15 protein-coding genes are annotated in these 16,928 nt (G+C 54.4%); 9 read left to right on the top strand and 6 right to left on the bottom strand.

Features of this window, described 5'->3' with window-relative positions; genetic code table 11:
* Positions 1-16: 16 nt before the first annotated feature.
* Positions 17-799 carry a LytR/AlgR family response regulator transcription factor gene (locus tag PUT07_RS05140; protein ID WP_274466726.1) on the bottom strand — a complete coding sequence of 261 codons (783 nt, stop codon included), beginning with the start codon at positions 797-799 and terminating at the stop codon, positions 17-19.
* Positions 800-976: 177 nt separating this feature from the next.
* Here PUT07_RS05140 and PUT07_RS05135 point away from each other — a divergent pair, with 177 nt between their 5' ends.
* A complete protein-coding gene (locus tag PUT07_RS05135) occupies positions 977-1,606 on the top strand; it encodes a hypothetical protein (protein ID WP_274466725.1) in 630 nt (209 codons plus the stop codon).
* On the opposite strand, the gene PUT07_RS05130 is transcribed toward PUT07_RS05135, so the two are convergent.
* Positions 1,577-2,215 (bottom strand): helix-turn-helix domain-containing protein, encoded by a 639-nt coding sequence (locus PUT07_RS05130; protein WP_274466724.1) that lies wholly within the window; start codon positions 2,213-2,215, stop codon positions 1,577-1,579. The genes PUT07_RS05135 and PUT07_RS05130 overlap by 30 nt on opposite strands.
* Before the next feature lie 196 nt (positions 2,216-2,411).
* Here PUT07_RS05130 and sigI point away from each other — a divergent pair, with 196 nt between their 5' ends.
* The 4 genes from sigI to PUT07_RS05110 all read left to right on the top strand — a co-directional run bounded on the left by sigI (position 2,412) and on the right by PUT07_RS05110 (position 8,065).
* Positions 2,412-3,191, top strand: a complete 780-nt coding sequence (sigI, locus tag PUT07_RS05125; RefSeq protein ID WP_274466723.1) for an RNA polymerase sigma factor SigI — start codon at positions 2,412-2,414, stop codon at positions 3,189-3,191.
* 29 nt (positions 3,192-3,220) lie between these two features.
* Positions 3,221-4,663, top strand: coding sequence for an anti-sigma-I factor RsgI family protein (locus tag PUT07_RS05120; protein WP_274466722.1), 1,443 nt, complete (start codon positions 3,221-3,223; stop codon positions 4,661-4,663).
* A gap of 861 nt (positions 4,664-5,524) precedes the next feature.
* Positions 5,525-6,538, top strand: coding sequence for an aldo/keto reductase (locus PUT07_RS05115; protein WP_274466721.1), 1,014 nt, complete (start codon positions 5,525-5,527; stop codon positions 6,536-6,538).
* A gap of 21 nt (positions 6,539-6,559) precedes the next feature.
* Positions 6,560-8,065, top strand: a complete 1,506-nt coding sequence (locus PUT07_RS05110; protein ID WP_274466720.1) for a leucyl aminopeptidase — start codon at positions 6,560-6,562, stop codon at positions 8,063-8,065.
* 51 nt (positions 8,066-8,116) lie between these two features.
* On the opposite strand, the gene PUT07_RS05105 is transcribed toward PUT07_RS05110, so the two are convergent.
* Positions 8,117-8,674 (bottom strand): hypothetical protein, encoded by a 558-nt coding sequence (locus tag PUT07_RS05105; protein WP_274466719.1) that lies wholly within the window; start codon positions 8,672-8,674, stop codon positions 8,117-8,119.
* Between the two features lie 130 nt (positions 8,675-8,804).
* Between PUT07_RS05105 and PUT07_RS05100 the strand changes: the two genes are divergently transcribed.
* The 4 genes from PUT07_RS05100 (at position 8,805) to PUT07_RS05085 (ending at position 12,754) form a co-directional block, all read left to right on the top strand.
* The gene (locus PUT07_RS05100) at positions 8,805-10,073 is read left to right on the top strand and encodes an MFS transporter (RefSeq protein ID WP_274466718.1); all 1,269 of its coding nucleotides are present in this window, start codon (positions 8,805-8,807) and stop codon (positions 10,071-10,073) included.
* 10 nt (positions 10,074-10,083) lie between these two features.
* The gene (locus tag PUT07_RS05095) at positions 10,084-11,007 is read left to right on the top strand and encodes a Gfo/Idh/MocA family protein (RefSeq protein WP_274466717.1); all 924 of its coding nucleotides are present in this window, start codon (positions 10,084-10,086) and stop codon (positions 11,005-11,007) included.
* Positions 11,008-11,162: 155 nt separating this feature from the next.
* Entirely contained in the window at positions 11,163-12,137 is a 975-nt protein-coding gene (locus PUT07_RS05090) for a helix-turn-helix transcriptional regulator (protein WP_274466715.1), read from the top strand.
* 107 nt (positions 12,138-12,244) lie between these two features.
* The gene (locus PUT07_RS05085) at positions 12,245-12,754 is read left to right on the top strand and encodes a DinB family protein (RefSeq protein ID WP_274466714.1); all 510 of its coding nucleotides are present in this window, start codon (positions 12,245-12,247) and stop codon (positions 12,752-12,754) included.
* Between the two features lie 143 nt (positions 12,755-12,897).
* Here the strand turns inward: PUT07_RS05085 and gcvPB are convergent, their stop codons facing one another.
* From gcvPB to gcvT, 3 genes are read right to left on the bottom strand one after another with little or no spacing between them, the layout of a single operon-like run.
* The gene (gene gcvPB, locus PUT07_RS05080; RefSeq protein ID WP_379239616.1) at positions 12,898-14,388 is read right to left on the bottom strand and encodes an aminomethyl-transferring glycine dehydrogenase subunit GcvPB; all 1,491 of its coding nucleotides are present in this window, start codon (positions 14,386-14,388) and stop codon (positions 12,898-12,900) included.
* Positions 14,385-15,743, bottom strand: a complete 1,359-nt coding sequence (gene gcvPA, locus PUT07_RS05075; RefSeq protein ID WP_274466713.1) for an aminomethyl-transferring glycine dehydrogenase subunit GcvPA — start codon at positions 15,741-15,743, stop codon at positions 14,385-14,387. The genes gcvPB and gcvPA overlap by 4 nt, the downstream gene beginning before the upstream one ends.
* A 23-nt stretch (positions 15,744-15,766) precedes the next feature.
* On the bottom strand, positions 15,767-16,861 hold the full coding sequence (gene gcvT / locus PUT07_RS05070; RefSeq protein WP_274466712.1) for a glycine cleavage system aminomethyltransferase GcvT: 1,095 nt from the start codon (positions 16,859-16,861) through the stop codon (positions 15,767-15,769).
* Positions 16,862-16,928: the final 67 nt, after the last annotated feature.

Here is a 16,928-nt window from a genome sequence, read left to right as displayed (position 1 = left end):
GTTTGGCTCCAGATGTTCAGTTCTTGACGGCCATGTTCTGCAGCAGTTGTCCGAACTCTTTTTGCAGGCTGCGGCTTAGCGGAACTAATACCGGTGTATGATTCAAATGGATAAGAAACCGGCGGGAAGCGGGAAATCCGCTTTCTTTGACATAGGAGACAACGTGCCGCAGATTGACGAGAAATCCTTTGAACGGGCTGAATATGAGGGGAGAGCTCTGGGCCGCGATTTCCGATAAATTCGTGCTGGTCTCCACTTGGGCGCCGTTCATCAGATGAACCCGGGTCAACCGTTTATCCTCCTTCTCAACGAAGAGGATCGATTCCTCCGAGATCGGCAGATGCGATTTCTGATTTTTGACAGTAATCCATGTTGTTGGCACGGGAGTCGGCATTGCGCTCAACTGGCTGCGTTCCGACTGTATTTCATCGATGGCTTTGCGGATAGCCGCTTGAAATTTGGGCAGCAGCACAGGCTTGGACAAGAAGTAAAGCGAATCCAGGTCGTGAAAGCTTGTGAGGATATGCTCGATATTGGTCGTACCGCTGACCATAATGACCTTAGGCCGGTAGCCCGCGCTGTGTAAGGACCGCACCATCGCAATGCCGTCCAGGGAGCCTTCGAGTCCGATATCGACAAGCAGGATATCCGGACGCAGCTGCTCATATTGGCTGATGAATTGTTCGCCGTCGGAAACGACCGCAGTTACGCGCAGCCCGCATTGCTCGCTATAGCTCTTGAGCAGCTGGCCTACCCAATAATTATCTTCGACGATGGCAACCGTGAAACGATGCCCCATACGATCATCGCACTTCCTTCCTCCGCTCATTCGCCAATGCTTGCTGTCAACTTATGCGCAGAAACTGCCATCTTAGTCCACATTAAACGATAAAGCTTCGTTATGCTGTATAATTACCAGATGTAGATAAGTGAGTGTAATCTCCTGGAAGCAAGCTTAGAAATGAGGGGATTGTAATTGTTAACATGGGCGGAATATATACTAACCTGTTTTGATTTTGTTCCCATGATCCTGCTGTCATTAGTACTGTTCAGACAAAAAGTAAAACCACATTGGCTGGCTGTATCGCTAGCCGCTTGCGCCGGGGCGATCGTAACCAGGTTCGACCAGTGGCCTATCTTGTACATAAGCATTCTTGGTTTCCTGCTCATGGCCGTTTGGAAATTTCGTCTGATACCTGCAATCGTTATCGCCGTATCCGGCTATGTGGTATCGATCATCGTATCTACGGGCGTACTTCTCCTCTGCCAATGGGTATCTCTTACCCCGTATACCGAATTGCTGGCGAATCCGCAAGCATCCGTTACCGTTCTGACGATGATCCTCATCGCCAAATGCGCCGTCCTGATCGGCATGCGCAAGCTCCGGCTGGGATTCACCTTTCTTACGCACTATACCCGGATTCCGTTATCCAAAGAAAATGCGGGCTTCTACTTATATATCGCGGTTGTGATCGTCGGAATTCTCCATCGGCATGCCTCGCCCGAGAACGTCATCAGCGCTTTGATGCCTGTTCAATTGTTAGGGATGGCGACGGTGCTATTCGTTTATGCGATGTTAAGTAAGGAATTTCGTTTTCAAAGATGAACGGCGGGAGCCGGCTTCAACCTCTGCGGGAAGACCGTTGTTCCTGGCCTCGTACTCAAGCAGTGTCTGATGGTATTTCATTTGCGGCAGTGCGGCAATACCGACATAATGATCTGCATGTTCATCGAAATAAAGTTTGCCCTCTGCGGGGGCATACTTTTTTATTTTGTTCAGATTCACAAACAGATGCATATCCACTTTCGCAAATTGCTGCTCCATCAGTGCTTCTATGAAACTCGTAAAAGCTACGAGAGATTCTACGTTTTCTTCCACGACACCTTCAGCCGAATAATATTTAATAGATTTCGCGCCGAACTCCACGTACCATATATGCTCCAACCGGATGTCCCGATTCGTTTGCATGGACGACGCTTCCTCCAAATAACCCGCTTTCATCAAAAGATCTGTATATGGATACTGATAAGCTTGCGAAAGCTTACGCAAGGTGTCAGGAGATGGCTTGATGATGTCATTCGTGGTACGATTACGTCCTAGCTCCAAATCTCGTATATAGGCATGGGAAAGGCCGCTTTTGCTGGCAACTTTGCGCAGGGACATTTTCCCCCGCAGCGACTCGAGAAACTTGCCAAGTTGATTTCCATGTTCCAACGGAAACACCTCCTCTCCCTAATTGTAATGGATTCTATGCTAAAATGAAATCGCAGCCAAAGGTTTTATTTGCCAGTAGGTGCTCATTTGAACATCTATGTTATAATAAATTTGCTTTTTATTTGTATTTTACTTGAACCGTACCCCCCGAATCAGGATACATAAGGACGAAACTACTATATTGTGAGGTGGAAAGGTGCTACTGGTACTATTCAAAAGATTCCTTGGAAAAAAGGAATCCCCGGGACAAAGTGAACCCCATGCCTCTTCCCTTGAGGTTACCATACATCAAATTCAAGCAGGAGACCTAAGACTTAGGAACCAATTTATTTCCGATTACCAGCCTTACGTTGCCAAAGTGACAAGCAGGTTCTGTAAAAGATATATAGACCCGGCTCGTGACGATGAATTCAGTATTGCTTTGGGGGCGTTTAATGAAGCTATTAATCAATATTCCTCCGTGATGGGGAGATCCTTCCTCGGGTTCGCCGAAACCGTCATGCGAAGAAGACTTATTGATTTTCTGCGGAAAGAACAACGTTTCAAAGGACAGATTCCTTACAGTTCATTCGATCAGGAAGATGATGAAGATAATCTACTCAATCCGATTGAGGTTCATCAAGCCATTGAAGCTTATGAAAAACAAAAAGGACTTGAAGAACGGCGAAGCGAAATTATGGATTTCAGCCGCTGCCTAAGTGATTTTGATATCGATTTCTCTGAATTGACGGAAGCATCACCTAAACATGACGATTCCAGACAAATGCTATTCGGCATCGGTCGGACGCTGGCACAGGATGCGGAACTTATGCGGACTCTTCTGACGAAACGGCAGCTGCCCATTAAAGAGCTGCTGGAGCGAGTACAGGTATCGAGAAAGACATTGGAGCGCAACCGTAAATATTTGATCGCAATTGCTCTCATCTATAACGGTCCATACCCTTACTTGCGGGATTATTTACAGATTCGAGAATGAGGACAGCATAAAGAAAGGAAGAACAGCGCATGAACAAGGGAATCGTAATGGAAATCAGCGACAACTCCATTATCGTCATGGGTCCAGAGGGTCGATTTGAGAAGCTTCCTAGGGGGACGCGAAGTTGTGAAGTAGGGGAAGAAATTTTGTTTGCGCCTGCGCGCCGGCGCTTCCGTGTACCACAGATGGCCATTCTTTCCGGATTGGCGGCAGCAATGATCATGTGCTTCGTCTTGGTGTCGACATTGACGGGAGGCTTGCCAAGCGGCCAGGTGGTTGCATACGTCACTATCGACATTAACCCAAGCATCGAGATCGGCATCGATAATGATGAGCTGGTACAGGACTTGAAAGGGTTAAACCCCGACGGGGATGCGTTAATCAGCACGCTGGAGTACAAGGGCAAGCCGCTGGAAAACGTGACATCGGACATTCTCGATAAAGCCGAGCAAGGCGCCCTGGCCAAAGGGGAAGGGGACATCATTATCTCTTCCACCATCGTAGAGACGAGAGCCAATGTTGATGATGAAGCTATCGCCACCAAGCTGAAGGCTCAGGTCAGCAAACATATCGAAAAGGCTCATCCCGATCAAGTCCAAAATTATGAGGTGACAGCGTTCGCCGCCCCGCAAGAAGTGAGACAAGAGGCGAAAGCGAGCGGCGTGTCGGCAGGGAAATATGCGATTTATTTGAACGCTGTCAATAACGGAGCCAAAGTTTCCCTCGACGATATCAAAAGCGTCTCTATTCACCAGCTGGCCAAAGATAACGGAGGCCTCGACAAGCTCGTGACGCCGTCGAAGCCGATCGACAAATCGTCCCTGTCCAAACTGGTCGCCGAAGAGAAGTCCGGCAAGCTTAGCGAGCGCCTGCAGCAAATGCAGAGGGAGCAAGAGAAAGATAAGAACTCCCAGAGCAATGACAAGAACGCGAAGAGCACGCCTAAGTCAGGCAAGAGCGATGACGGTAACAACGGCAACAGCAACAACAACAAAGTCAGCTTTAAGCCGACGCCGACGTCAACGCCAAAAAATGCCCGCAATGACAGCAGGAATGACAACAACAAGAACGACAATAAGAACGACAACAAGAACGACGACAGGAATGACGACAAGAACGACGGCAAGACCGATAACAAGAATGGCAGATGGAATGATCGAGACGATTCGAAGGATCGTGACGATAAGAACGGCAAGAGTGACGACGACGATAAGAAGCCGGCACCAACGCCAACATCAACGCCAAAGACGGACCGCAAAGATGACGATGACTCCAAGAGTGGGTCATCGTCAAAGCCGCGAGAAACACCAAAACCTAGTGTAAAGCCAACCGTCAAGCCGACGAGCTCGAGCAAGCCTACGGCCAAACCGACGTTGAAGCCGACGCCGAAGGACGACCGGACCCCCGATTTCAATTGGAACTGGGGCAATCGTGATTGGGACTCCAAAAAAGATGATGACAATGATCGATGATCGGATCGCCCCCCCAAGTCTCTCTGATGAGCGGCTTGGGGTTATTTGTGCTGCCTGAACGGTAGAGCCGTCTGGCGGGACGACAACAGCTCGGCATGTTAGGGGACTCTGCTCAAACCCCACTTGATGGATCCCCAAAATTGAACTACGTTACCCTCATCAATTGCAATCTCTGCTCAACACCCACTTGATGGATCCCCAAAATTGTACATATAACAGAAAGAACAAGGGCGATGGTGGTTATAGCGCAGACTGTGATCCCAATGATTGGAGTAGATGGAATTTCTCCCGTTAATGGAGTGAGATGGGAGGCGATTTGGTCAAATAACTGGAAAGGCTCCAGTTATTTCATGCGATCTTCCACACTATTTGCCTTAAACGAGCAAATTAACGGGAGTAATTCCTGCTATGGGGCTTGTGAGAGGCGCTACAGATGAATTTAGCGGGAGAAAATCCAGCTAAGCGGTTCCGCTTGCTGCCTTCCATGATGGTTAAGCCCATACAGGAATCAGTCTGGCAACACCTTGGCAACACCTTGGCAACACCTTGGCAACACCTTGGCAACACCTTGGCAACACCTTGGCAGAGCCTAGCAACTCCCAAACAGATTTAGCCGCAGCAAGAGCTCAATGGACCGACTGCTTGAGGCACCTCTGGATATGTAATTGCGATGGAATTTCGCCATGTACATTCCTTATCCTGCAATTTTCCCCACATAGCTGCCAATAGCTCCCTGTAGTTCCGTGTAGTTCCCTTTACCGCTTAACGACTGCATGGAAAGTAGGACCAAGTTGTATTACAATGGTTGCATGTGCAATTATTCATATACCCGTTAACTGACAAGGGAAGGGAGCTACTCGCTTGAGATACTCTAGATTTGGAAAATCCGGCTACAACGTATCGTCACTTGGATTCGGTGCTATGAACCTGCCCGGCGTACCGCTGGAGCAGGCCAGAGAAACGCTTAATTATGCCTTGGATCACGGCATTAATTATATCGATACTGCTGCGGCGTACCGGAACAGCGAGGAAATTATCGGCGAATGTATTTCGCATCGCCGGGATGAATATTTTCTGGCGACCAAAACAGGCGCCCGCGATTATGCAACTGCAAAGTCGGAAATCGAGCGAAGCTTGGTGCGGATGAAGACGGATCATGTGGATCTGCTCCAAATTCACTATGTGAACTATGTGAGCGAGTTCAAGAAAGCGATGGACGTCGAAGGCGCATATAAGGCCGCCCTGGAGGCTCAGCGCGAAGGGAAGGTGCGCTTCATTGGCATCTCCGGACACAGGCCCGATTTGCTGACGCAATGGATTCAGAAGTATCCTTTCGATCAAATTTTGTTTCATTTGAACTTGGCGCAGCCCTTCGCCTTGGAGGAGCTAATCCCGAAAGCAACTGAGCTGGATCTGATGAAGGTGGCGATGAAGCCGTTGTCCGGGGGATTCATTCAACCTGTCGACCGGGCCATTCGCTATCCGTACAGCCAGGACGTGCATGTCACTATCTCGGGGATGGTCAGCATTAAGGAAGTACAGGAGAATTTGGCAGCCCAGGAGCAAGAGGTCGGTGTCGAAGAGCGCCGGGAGCTGGAGCAATTAGCGCTTGAGCTCGGACAACACGATTGCAGACGGTGCAATTACTGCTCCTGCCCGCTCGAAATTGCGATTCCGGATGTGATGATTGCGAGCCGGGTTCGGGAGAAATTTGGTTTGCTGCCGAAGGGCGATGCATTTTTTGAGCGGCAGAAGGAAAGAATAATAGGCTGTGCAGATCACGACCCTTGCAAAGAGCAGCCGCTCTGCGAACAGAAATGCCCGTATCATCTGCCTATGCAGTCCGTCATTCAGAAGGCGGCATCTTTTTATTAATGTGACAGGGAGAATGCCAGCATGTTTGCCAAAACAACGATCATCACAACGGACGTGTTCACGTCCTTCACGGATAACAAACACGGGGCAGACGCCATCCTCGTCTGCCTGAGCGAAACCGAGCTGCGCGAGGACACCGTCCTCGGCCACCCGCAGCTCGATCAGGCCCTTCAGCGCATGCGCGCCAAGGGCCTGATCACCGGCGCTTCGGGCGAGCTCGAGGCGCTGCCCACCCACGGCTTGCTGCCGTACGCGTACGTGCTCGTGGCCGGGCTCGGCCCGCGAGCCACGCGCGAATCGCTGCGCGCAGCCGCCGTCTATGCAGCGCGCGAGACGCTCGCGCTGAAGCTCGAAAGCTTGGCGCTGAAGCTGCCAAGCGGTATCGACAGCCGGTCCGCCGTCATGGCGCTGACCGAAGGGCTGCTGCTCGGTACATACCGCATCGCGGTGTACCGCAAGAGCGAGCCGGCGCGCGATGAGCTGCGCCGGGCGGTGCTGCTGGCCGAAGCAGCTGCAGATGCAGCGCTGCTATCGGCTGCGATCGCAACCGCCGAGACGGTTGCGGAGGGCACGAACTACGCCCGGGATCTGACGAACCTCCCGGCCAACAAGCTGCTTCCGGCTACGCTTGCCGCGGAAGCCTTGAAGCTCGCCCAGCACTACGGCTTCGCCTGCGAAGTGCTGGACGAGCGCGAGATTGCCGCCAAGGGCATGGGCGGCCTCATCGCGGTTGGCGCAGGGAGCGCCAACCCCCCAAGGCTGATCACCCTGCAGTACAAGGGTGATCCCGATTCCGCCGACGTGCTGGGCCTCGTCGGCAAAGGCGTAACCTTCGATACCGGCGGCATCTCGATGAAAAGCCCCGACGGCATGGAGGAGATGATCAGCGATATGGGCGGAGCCGCCACGCTGCTCGGAGCGCTGCATGTCGTCGGTCAGCTGAAGCCGAAGATCAACTTGGCCGTTGTCATACCGGCCGCGGAAAATATGACGTCCGGCACCGCTTACCGTCCCGGCGATATCGTCACGCTGCTCAGCGGCCACTCCGTCGAGGTGCTGAATACGGATGCGGAAGGCCGCATCATCTTGGCGGAGGGCGTGACCTACGCCAAGCAGCTCGGCGCTACGAAGCTTATTGATGTAGCCACGTTGACCGGCGCGATTCTGATCTCCTTCGCCGATGTGGCGACAGGGGCTGTGACGAACGACGACGAATTCCTGAAGCCGCTGCTGCAAGCGGCCGGTGAAGCGGGGGAGAAGCTGTGGCAGCTGCCGAACTACCCGGAATACCGCGACATGCTGAAGAGCGATGTAGCCGATGTCAAGAACTCCCCTTCCACCGACCGTTGGGCAGGCGCCATTACCGGCGGCTTGTTCGTCGGCTACTTCGCCGAAGAGACGCCTTGGATTCATCTCGACACCGGCGGCACCGCTTGGCTGTGGTCGGCCAAAGGCATCGAGCCCAAAGGAGCGACAGGCGTGATGGTTCGTACACTAGCCGCTTACTTGTGTGATTTGTATAAATAAATAAAAACACCTGGCTTTGCGATTTCCGCAAGGTCAGGTGTTTTATGTTTGTTAGGCGCCCACACTGCGTCCGGCCGCGGCCTGTTTGGCTGATGGGCCTTGCAACAGCTCGGCGATATCGGACATCTGAATGACGATCCGGTTAATTTCGTTCGTTGTGTAGGAAAGCTGGGCCATACGCTCTTGAAGCTGGGTGAGGGAGATACCGACCCAGTTTTTCTTTCTACGGTGCGGGAACAGGTCATATTTCAACACCGTCATTGTAGCGGCGAACGGATCAGGCTTAATATATACGTCTTTCATCACGTCGTCCAGATTGAAGAACAGCTTGGAGTTCTTCCATTTGACATAGCCGGGCTCGAATAAGATGACAAGAAAGTCCGACCCGGACTTGTCCTTGTTCTCCATCGTAATGAGCCGGACGGCGCCTTTGGCTTGATTCGGCTTGATGTACTGACCCGAACGGAGATCGGGCAGGAAAGGGACGATCAGTAACGGGCAGAAGCTGGCGATATACAAATAAACGGTTGACTCAAACAAAAGAGAGAGTACAATAAAAGTCAAAAAGAGCAATATACTTGCAATAAGGCCAATACGGTTTGGTTTCATAGTATTTCGATGATCCCGCCTGACATGATAGATTAGGTAGACTGTCCTATTTTAACATAAGCGCCCTATATCTTGTAAACTATTAGATCAGTCACGAGGCTTTACATTTGCAAAATGGAGGCGTCAGCTTATGAAAATGCTGGATAGCGTGTGGAAGCCTAGGAAAAAAATGTCTTACTACCGCAAAAGTCTGCTCATCGCCACGTTGGAGGGATTTCCGGCTGTCGTCATCTTCCAGCTTCTCGGCGGTCCGTTTTTAACCGGGTATTTGCTGTACCTTGGTGCGACATCAACGGAGATCGGATTTATTTTGGCCATTACGACCGTAGTGAACATCATCCAGATCGGCATGGCCGTCCTCATGCAAAAGTTCCGTAACCGCAAGCGGATGCTGCTCATCTTCGGCTCCACGCATAGACTGCTGTGGGCTTCCGTCGGCTTGATCCCTTTCCTTGTTCCCGAACATCTGTGGGTTGTGACGTATATCGTGCTCTATACCGTCGCTCATTTGGGCAATGCCGCAGGCGGCGTGGTATGGACCTCGTTGATCAGCGACGCGGTGCCGGGACCGGTTCGGGGGCGCTATTTCGGGCTGCGCAATACGATACTCGGTGCAGTCAGCTCTCTAGCTCTGTTCGTCGGCGGGCAGCTGTTGGACCGGTATCCCGGCGGGCAAGGGTTCCACTATTTATTCGTCATTGTCGGTGTCTGTGCGCTGCTCAACGTGCTGGCCTATTGCTTGTATCCGAACCCGCCGTTCGAGCCGTCGACGGCATCGAATCCGCTCGGGATGATCGGTAAACCGCTCAAGGACAGCGCTTTTCTGAAGGCGATTATTTTTCTGGCGGTGTTCTTATTCGTACAGAGCTTGACGGTGCCGCTCTTTTCGTATGTGATGCTCAAGCTGATGGCTATTAATTATGAAACGGTTTCCTATATTACGGTCGTTCATACGCTCGTGATGATGGGCAGTTATTATGTTTGGGGTAACCTAAATGCACGTTATTCCGCACAGACCCTGCTTCTGTGGTCGCTGCCGGTCATCGCCCTGGCCTGCCTGTTGTGGGGGGCGATTGCGTTCATTCCTGCGATTGCCGTGCTGTATGCGGTACATATTGTGCTGGGGGTCGGTTTGGGCGGCTTTAATCAAATGGTTTTTACGTTCACCATCGGCGATACGCCGAAAAGTGAAAGACCCATGTATATTGCGACGTATTCGGCGATTACCGGCGTTGCAGCATTTCTGGGCCCGATCGTCGGGGGCAAGGTGTATGCCTTGATTGCGGCAGCCCCGATCTGGATGCAGATTTATGGCGTTTCGACGCTCGTCGGCGCCGTGCTGCTCCTGCTGGCCTTGGTCATGGGACGCAGGGTACTTGGGAAACAAATAAGGAGTTGACGAACGAGGTATGGCAAAAAGAAGAATCGGAATCATCGGGCTAGGCGACATTGCCCAAAAAGTATACCTGCCCCTTCTTTCGGTGAATGAACAGGTAGAGATCGCAGGAATCATGAGCTTCACGCCGGCAACGGTTGAACGGATGGCCGCCAAGTACCGGATACCGTTCGGTACGACGCAGCTGGATGAGCTGCTCGCTCTTGGCTTGGATGCCGTCTTCGTACATAGTCCGACTCCGACGCATTATGAGATTGCCATGAAGTGCATGGAACGCGGTATAGCCGTCTATGTCGATAAGCCATTGTCCTATGACTGGGCGCAGTCCGTGGAGATGGCTTCTTACGCGGAGCGCAGAGGGGTGCTGCTGGCGGCGGGCTTTAACCGCAGATTCGCTCCGCTCTATATGGAAGCGCGCGACTGGCTTCGCAAAGCGGGCGGCTTCGACTGGTGCTCAGCCGTGAAGCACCGGATCAAGCAGCAGGGGCACAGTGCCAAAGAGACGCTGTATGACGATTTGATCCATATGCTGGATGTGCTGCTATGGCTCGGCGAGACTCCTTACGAAGTCGCCGTCCGTCATCAGCAGGTCGATCCCGAGGGCAGATTGCTTCATGCGTCAGGTACGCTTGCGTTCGACAGCTCGATGGGTACATACAGCATGGTGAGGCTGGCCGGCGTGGATTTGGAGAAGGTTGAGCTGCACGGAAGCGGGCGTTCGGTGGAAGTGACGAACCTGGAGACCGCGGTGTTCTATGAGCAAGGGGCCGCTCCGCGCGTGCAGACCTTTGGGAGCTGGGACACGGTGCTGGAGCGCCGGGGCTTTGCCGGTGTTGTGCAGCACTTCCTGGATAGCATAGATAATCCCAATGCCTGCACGATTCGCGGCGACCTTGTGCTGCCGTCCCATCAGCTGGTTGAACGTTTATCCGAGTAAGTAACGAGAGGCTGTCCGAAGTAGCGGAAACTACTTGGGATGGCCTCTTTTAAGTTGCGGAGAGCAGTAAACGGACAGTAGAATGATCGGCAAGAGAGCCGGGAACATGCTATGATGGAAAAAATGGAAACCACACCCAAGGAGGACTGCGCGGCGTGTCCAAAGCGGATCAAATGCTTGCCATATTATGGCTCATCAAGTCACACAAGCGAATCACGGCCAAGCAGCTGGCCGACAAGCTGGAAATCCATGTCCGAACCGTATACCGGTACATCGACGCGCTATGCGCGAGCGGTGTTCCGATTATTGCGGACTCCGGCCACAACGGCGGCTACCGCCTGCTCGGGCAGTTTAGCGATGCTCCGCTCGTATTCGATCTCGATGAGCAGAAGGCGCTCATTCATGCGGCGGCCTTCGCCATGGAAGCCGGTTATCCGTATGGCGAGAAGTTGAGTCAGGCCGTTGCCAAGCTGAAAACATACACGAATCAAGAGCAGCTGGAGCAAATTCGTCTGCACGAACAAGGGCTGGACGTCATTCAGCCGCAAGCGGATGCAGCGGAGGCTGCGCTGCTGCAAGAAGTGGAGTTGGCGGTTGCCCAGCGGGCTACGCTGCACATGCGGTACCAGAAGGGCTACGGCTCGGTGGCTGAGGACCGCGATCTGGACCCGTATGGCTTAGTCTGTTGGAAAAACAAGTGGTATGTTGTAGGCTATTGCCGTTTGCGGCATGCAATCCGCAGCTTCCGCGTCGATCGTATGAAAGAAGTGTCCCGAACGGAGCTGACCTTCGAGAGACCGGCCGATTTCTCGGCCCGCCAATTTATTCTCGACAGCGTACTTCCTGACCGGGATACCCCGGAAGAGCGGATCGATGTCGTCATTACAGGCCAAGAGCAAGCTCTGGACGATCTGTGCGGGCATTGGTACCTGGCTCATACGCTTGCGGAGCGGACAAGGCATGAAGCCCGTTTTCAGTTATCGGAACAAGCGATACGCGCCCAGCTGCCCTATTATTTGCTGAGTTACGGGGGCACCGTCCAAGTGAAGGAGCCGCAGCTGCTCATTCGGCTTCTCTTGGACATTACCCAAAATTTGCATCAATTTTATGCGTCGTCGTTGATTGACTGACCGTTTCTGTCAGTGAAGAGGAGGTACAATGTCGTTATCAAGCAACAACATTTCAACGCCTCGTTACTTCGGAAGCGGGGGTTCATTCTTAAGGAGGATGACGTATAATGACGAATCAAACGATTAAAACGTATAACTATCACGTGTGGGCGAATCAAAAGGTATTCGCGCGCTTGCAGGAGCTGCCGGAGGCCATTGTGCATCAAGAGGTTAAGGATGTATTCCCGACGATTCACCATGGACTGGTGCACATTTACCATGTCGACAAGGTTTGGTTGACGGGGATCCAAGGGGGCAGCTACGAGCAAATCAAGGAGCTGGCTGGCGTCACCCAAGCCAAGACCTCGGGCAAGAGTCTACAAGAACTGGAAGCGGCCTATGCGGAGTTGGCGGGTGAATTTCGCGATTTCCTCGAAAGCGTCGGCGATTTGCAAGCGGTGCGGCAGTTCAACCATCCGACATTCGGCGTGCTGAACGCTGAGATCGGAGAGTTGGTGCAGCATGTCGTGAACCACGGTACGTATCACCGCGGCAATCTGTCTTCGATGCTTCGTCAACTGGGACATGCAGGCGCTCCGAGCGATATGGTTTACTATTTATATGAAGTGAATAAATAGCTTTATTTGCCGAATGGGGTGTGTCGAGATCGGCCTCCATTGAGTAATTAACAACGCCGGTGTCCGTTAGCGCGGCGCAGGACCGTCAGCTCGGCCGGTTAGCGAGCGAAACAAGGGGCTGCCATCGAGGCAGCCCCTTTGTTTTATCCGCACGAACAGTTGAGCACAGGCTTGCGCGCGGCCAATGCTTCGTCCAAGCGGCTGACGACCGTGGTGTACGGCGCATTTTTGACGATATCCGGATTCTCCTCGGCTTCCTTGGCGATCAGGATCATCGTGTCGATGAAAGCGTCCAGCGTTTGCTTGCTTTCGGTTTCGGTCGGCTCGATCATGATGCACTCTTCCACATTCAGCGGGAAGTAGATCGTCGGCGGGTGATAGCCGAAGTCGAGCAATCGCTTGGCGATATCGAGCGTGCGGACGCCGAGCTTCTTCTGGCGGTTGCCCGACAGCACGAATTCATGCTTGCAGAAGCGCGGGTGCGGCACATCGAAGTACGGCGTCAACCGAGCCAGCATGTAATTGGCGTTCAGCACGGCGAACTCGGACACTTTGCGCAGACCTTCCGGACCGTACGTCCGGATGTACGTGTAAGCGCGCACGAGGATGCCGAAGTTGCCGTAGTAGCCTTTGACGCGGCCGATCGATTGCGGATAGTTGTAGTCGAAATAAAAGCTGCCGTCCTCCTTCTTCGCCACAAGCGGCGTCGGCAGGAACGGAATGAGCTTCTCTTTGACGCCGACGGGACCGGCTCCCGGACCGCCGCCGCCGTGCGGCGTGCTCATCGTCTTGTGCAGGTTAAGATGCACGACGTCGAAGCCCATGTCGCCGGGACGCGTGATGCCCATGATGGCATTGGCGTTGGCGCCGTCGTAATAGAGCAGCCCGCCGGCTTCATGCACGATCGCTGCGATCTCGACGATCTGCTCCTCGAACAGGCCGAGCGTGTTCGGATTCGTGAGCATCAGCGCGGCCGTATCCGGTCCGACCGCTTGGCGCAGCTCATCCAGATTCACGAGGCCGCGTTCGTCGGACTTGATCGTAACGGTCTCGAACCCGGCGACCGTAGCGCTGGCCGGATTCGTGCCGTGCGCAGAATCGGGGCAGATGACCTTGGTCCGCTTCTCGCCGCGGCTCTCATGGTAGGCGCGGATCATCATGAGCCCGGTCCATTCGCCGTGAGCGCCGGCCGCAGGCTGCAAGGTTACGCGATCCATTCCGGTGATGGCTTCAAGATCTTGTTGGAGATTGTACAGCAGTTCCAGGGCGCCTTGCAGCGATTCTTCCGGCTGGTACGGATGTATTTTGGCGAAGCCCGGGAAGCGGGCTACGTCTTCGTTGATTTTGGGGTTGTATTTCATCGTGCAGGAGCCCAGCGGGTAGAAGCCGTTGTCGATCCCGAAGTTGCGCCGGGACAGAGCGGTATAGTGGCGGATGACGTCCACTTCATAGACTTCCGGCAGCTCCGGGGCGCTCTGGCGCTGAAATTTGGCCGGCAGCGCTTCGTTCAGTTCCACTTCCGGGACGTCGGATTCCGGTAAGGAATAGGCGACACGGCCGGGGTGGCTCATTTCGAATATGAGCGCTTTGCCGTCGCTACTCACATTCACGTTGTTGTTATCGCTCATCGTCATACGAGTTCCTCCAATGCGGCTGCGAAGCTGTCGATTTCTTCGCGGGTTCTTTGCTCTGTGACGGCAATCAGCATATGGCCGGCGAGCTCGGGATCATCACGGCCCAAGTCATAGCCGCCGATGAAGCCGCGCTGCAGGAGCTTACGGTTCAGCTCCTGCACATCTGTGCCGTCAGGCAGCTTGACGGCGAATTCGTTGAAGAAGCTGCCGGTGAAAGGCAGCGAGAGCTTCCCGCCGGCTGCGAGACGGTTCGCGGCGTAGTGGGCTTTCTGGACGTTCAGCTTGCCGACGTCCTGTATGCCTTGCTTGCCCATCGTGGACAAGTACACGGATGCGCAGAGCGCGAGAAGCGCCTGGTTGGAGCAGATGTTCGACGTGGCTTTCTCACGCCGGATGTGCTGCTCCCGCGCTTGCAGCGTCAGCACGAACCCGCGCTTGCCCGCGCGGTCTACGGTTTGCCCGACGATGCGCCCCGGCATGCGGCGCATCCAGCTTTCGGCGACGGCGAAGTAGCCGCAGGTCGGCCCGCCGAGCGCGGCCGGGATGCCGAGCGGCTGGCAGTCGCCGACGACGATGTCGGCGCCGAGCTTGCCCGGCGCCTCCAGCAGCCCGAGCGTGAGCGGGTTCGCGCTCACGACGAGCAGTGCGCCCGCGCCGTGCGCGATCGGCTCTGCCGCCCGGATATCCTCCAGACAGCCGAAGAAATTCGGCGATTGGAGGATGACGGCGGCCGCGCCTTCGGCCTTGGAAGCGAGGTCGGCGAAGTCGGTCACGCCCTCCGGCGTGAGGCCGATCTCGACCACTTCCAAGTTCAGCCCGCGGGCGGTCGTGCGCAGGATAGCGCGCGCTTCCGGGTGCACCGCGCGGGAGACGAGCAGCCGGCTGCGCTTCGTCGCGCCGCTGGCGAGGGCGCCGGCTTCGGCCAGCGCCGTGGCCCCGTCGTACATCGAGGCGTTCGCTACGGCCATGCCGGTGAGCTCGCAAATGTACGACTGAAACTCAAAAATCGCCTGCAGCTCCCCTTGGGAGATCTCCGGCTGATAAGGCGTGTACGCGGTGTAAAATTCCGACCGCGAGATCACATGGTTAATCACCACAGGCAGGTGATGATCGTAGATGCCCGCGCCGAGGAAGCTGGCGTAGCGGTCGAAGTCGGCGTTGCGGGAGGCGAGACCGCGCATATAGCGCAGGAGGCCCTGCTCGTCGAGCGCCTTCGAAACGTTCAGCTCGCCCTGGAAGCGCACTTGCTGCGGAATATCTTGAAACATCTCTTCCATGGAAGAGATGCCGATCGTTTCCAGCATGTCTTGCTGATCCTGCTCGGTAATAGGCAAATAGCGATGGCGGTACGTCATGATAAGGGCTTGCTCCTCTCTGGTCACGGCTTTCTTTTGTAAAACGGGGTGGCGACGACCTTGGCCTTCACCTGTGCCCCGCGAATTTCCACAAGCAATTCCGTCCCCGGCGCGCTGTAGGCGGAATCGATTAAGGCGAGGCCGACATTCGTTTTGAACGTAGGGGATTGGGTGCCTGTGGTCACCTCCCCGATCGGGCTGCCGTCCGTGTTGAATACTCGGTAATGCGGACGCGGGATGCCACGCTCGATCATCTCAATACCGACGAGCTTGCGCGGCGTGCCGTTTGCTTTCTGCCCGGCAAGGACCTCGCGCCCGATGAAGTCGCCCTTATCCAGCTTTACGAAATAAGAGAGACCGGCCTCCAGCGGCGAAATGTCTTGGGAAAGCTCCTGTCCGTAGAGGGGAAGACGCGCTTCGAAACGCAGCGTATCGCGGGCGCCTAAGCCGGCCGGAACCAGGCCATGTTCTTCGCCGGCCTTCAGAAGCAGCTTCCACAGTAAAGCGGCGTCCTTGGCGTCGATATACAGCTCGAAACCGTCTTCGCCGGTGTAGCCTGTGCGGGACAGCAGAGCGTTAATGCCGGCAACGTCTACATTGGCGAGGAATCGAAACGTTTTCAAAGTATGAACGGGAGCCTTCGTAAGTTTGGCTATAATGCGCTCGGCATGAGGACCTTGCAGCGCGAGCATGGCGGTTTCATCGGAAATGTCCGTGATCGTGACATTGTCCATGGCGTTTTGCCGCATCCAGGCCACATCTTTATCGATGTTGGAGGCGTTGATGACGAGCATGTAGTCATTCGTGCCTAATTTGTAAACGAGCAGATCGTCTACGACGCCGCCGTCGGGATAACACATAAGGCTGTATTGGCAGCTGCCGTCTTCTAGCTTGGCAACATCGTTGGTGGTGATTAGCTGCAGGAAAGGCAGGGCGCCTACGCCGGTAACCTTGACCTCCCCCATGTGCGACACATCAAAAAGCCCGGCTTGCTGCCTGACGGCGTCGTGCTCTTTTTGAATCCCCGTAAACTGCACCGGCAGCTCCCAGCCACCAAAATCAATAACTCGCGCTCCATGCTCCGCATAAACCGGAAAGAGCGGTGTTCGTTTCAGCATGCTTTACCCTCGCCTTCGATAATGTACTTACCCTAGGTTGCCCAAAATCACCAAAAATTGCAGGCAC

Origin of the sequence: Paenibacillus sp. MAHUQ-63 (assembly GCF_028765165.1) — a bacterium.
Classification (GTDB): domain Bacteria; phylum Bacillota; class Bacilli; order Paenibacillales; family NBRC-103111; genus Paenibacillus_E.
The sequence above is the reverse complement of the archived record's forward strand: the minus strand, read 5'-3'. Positions and strand labels throughout refer to the sequence as shown.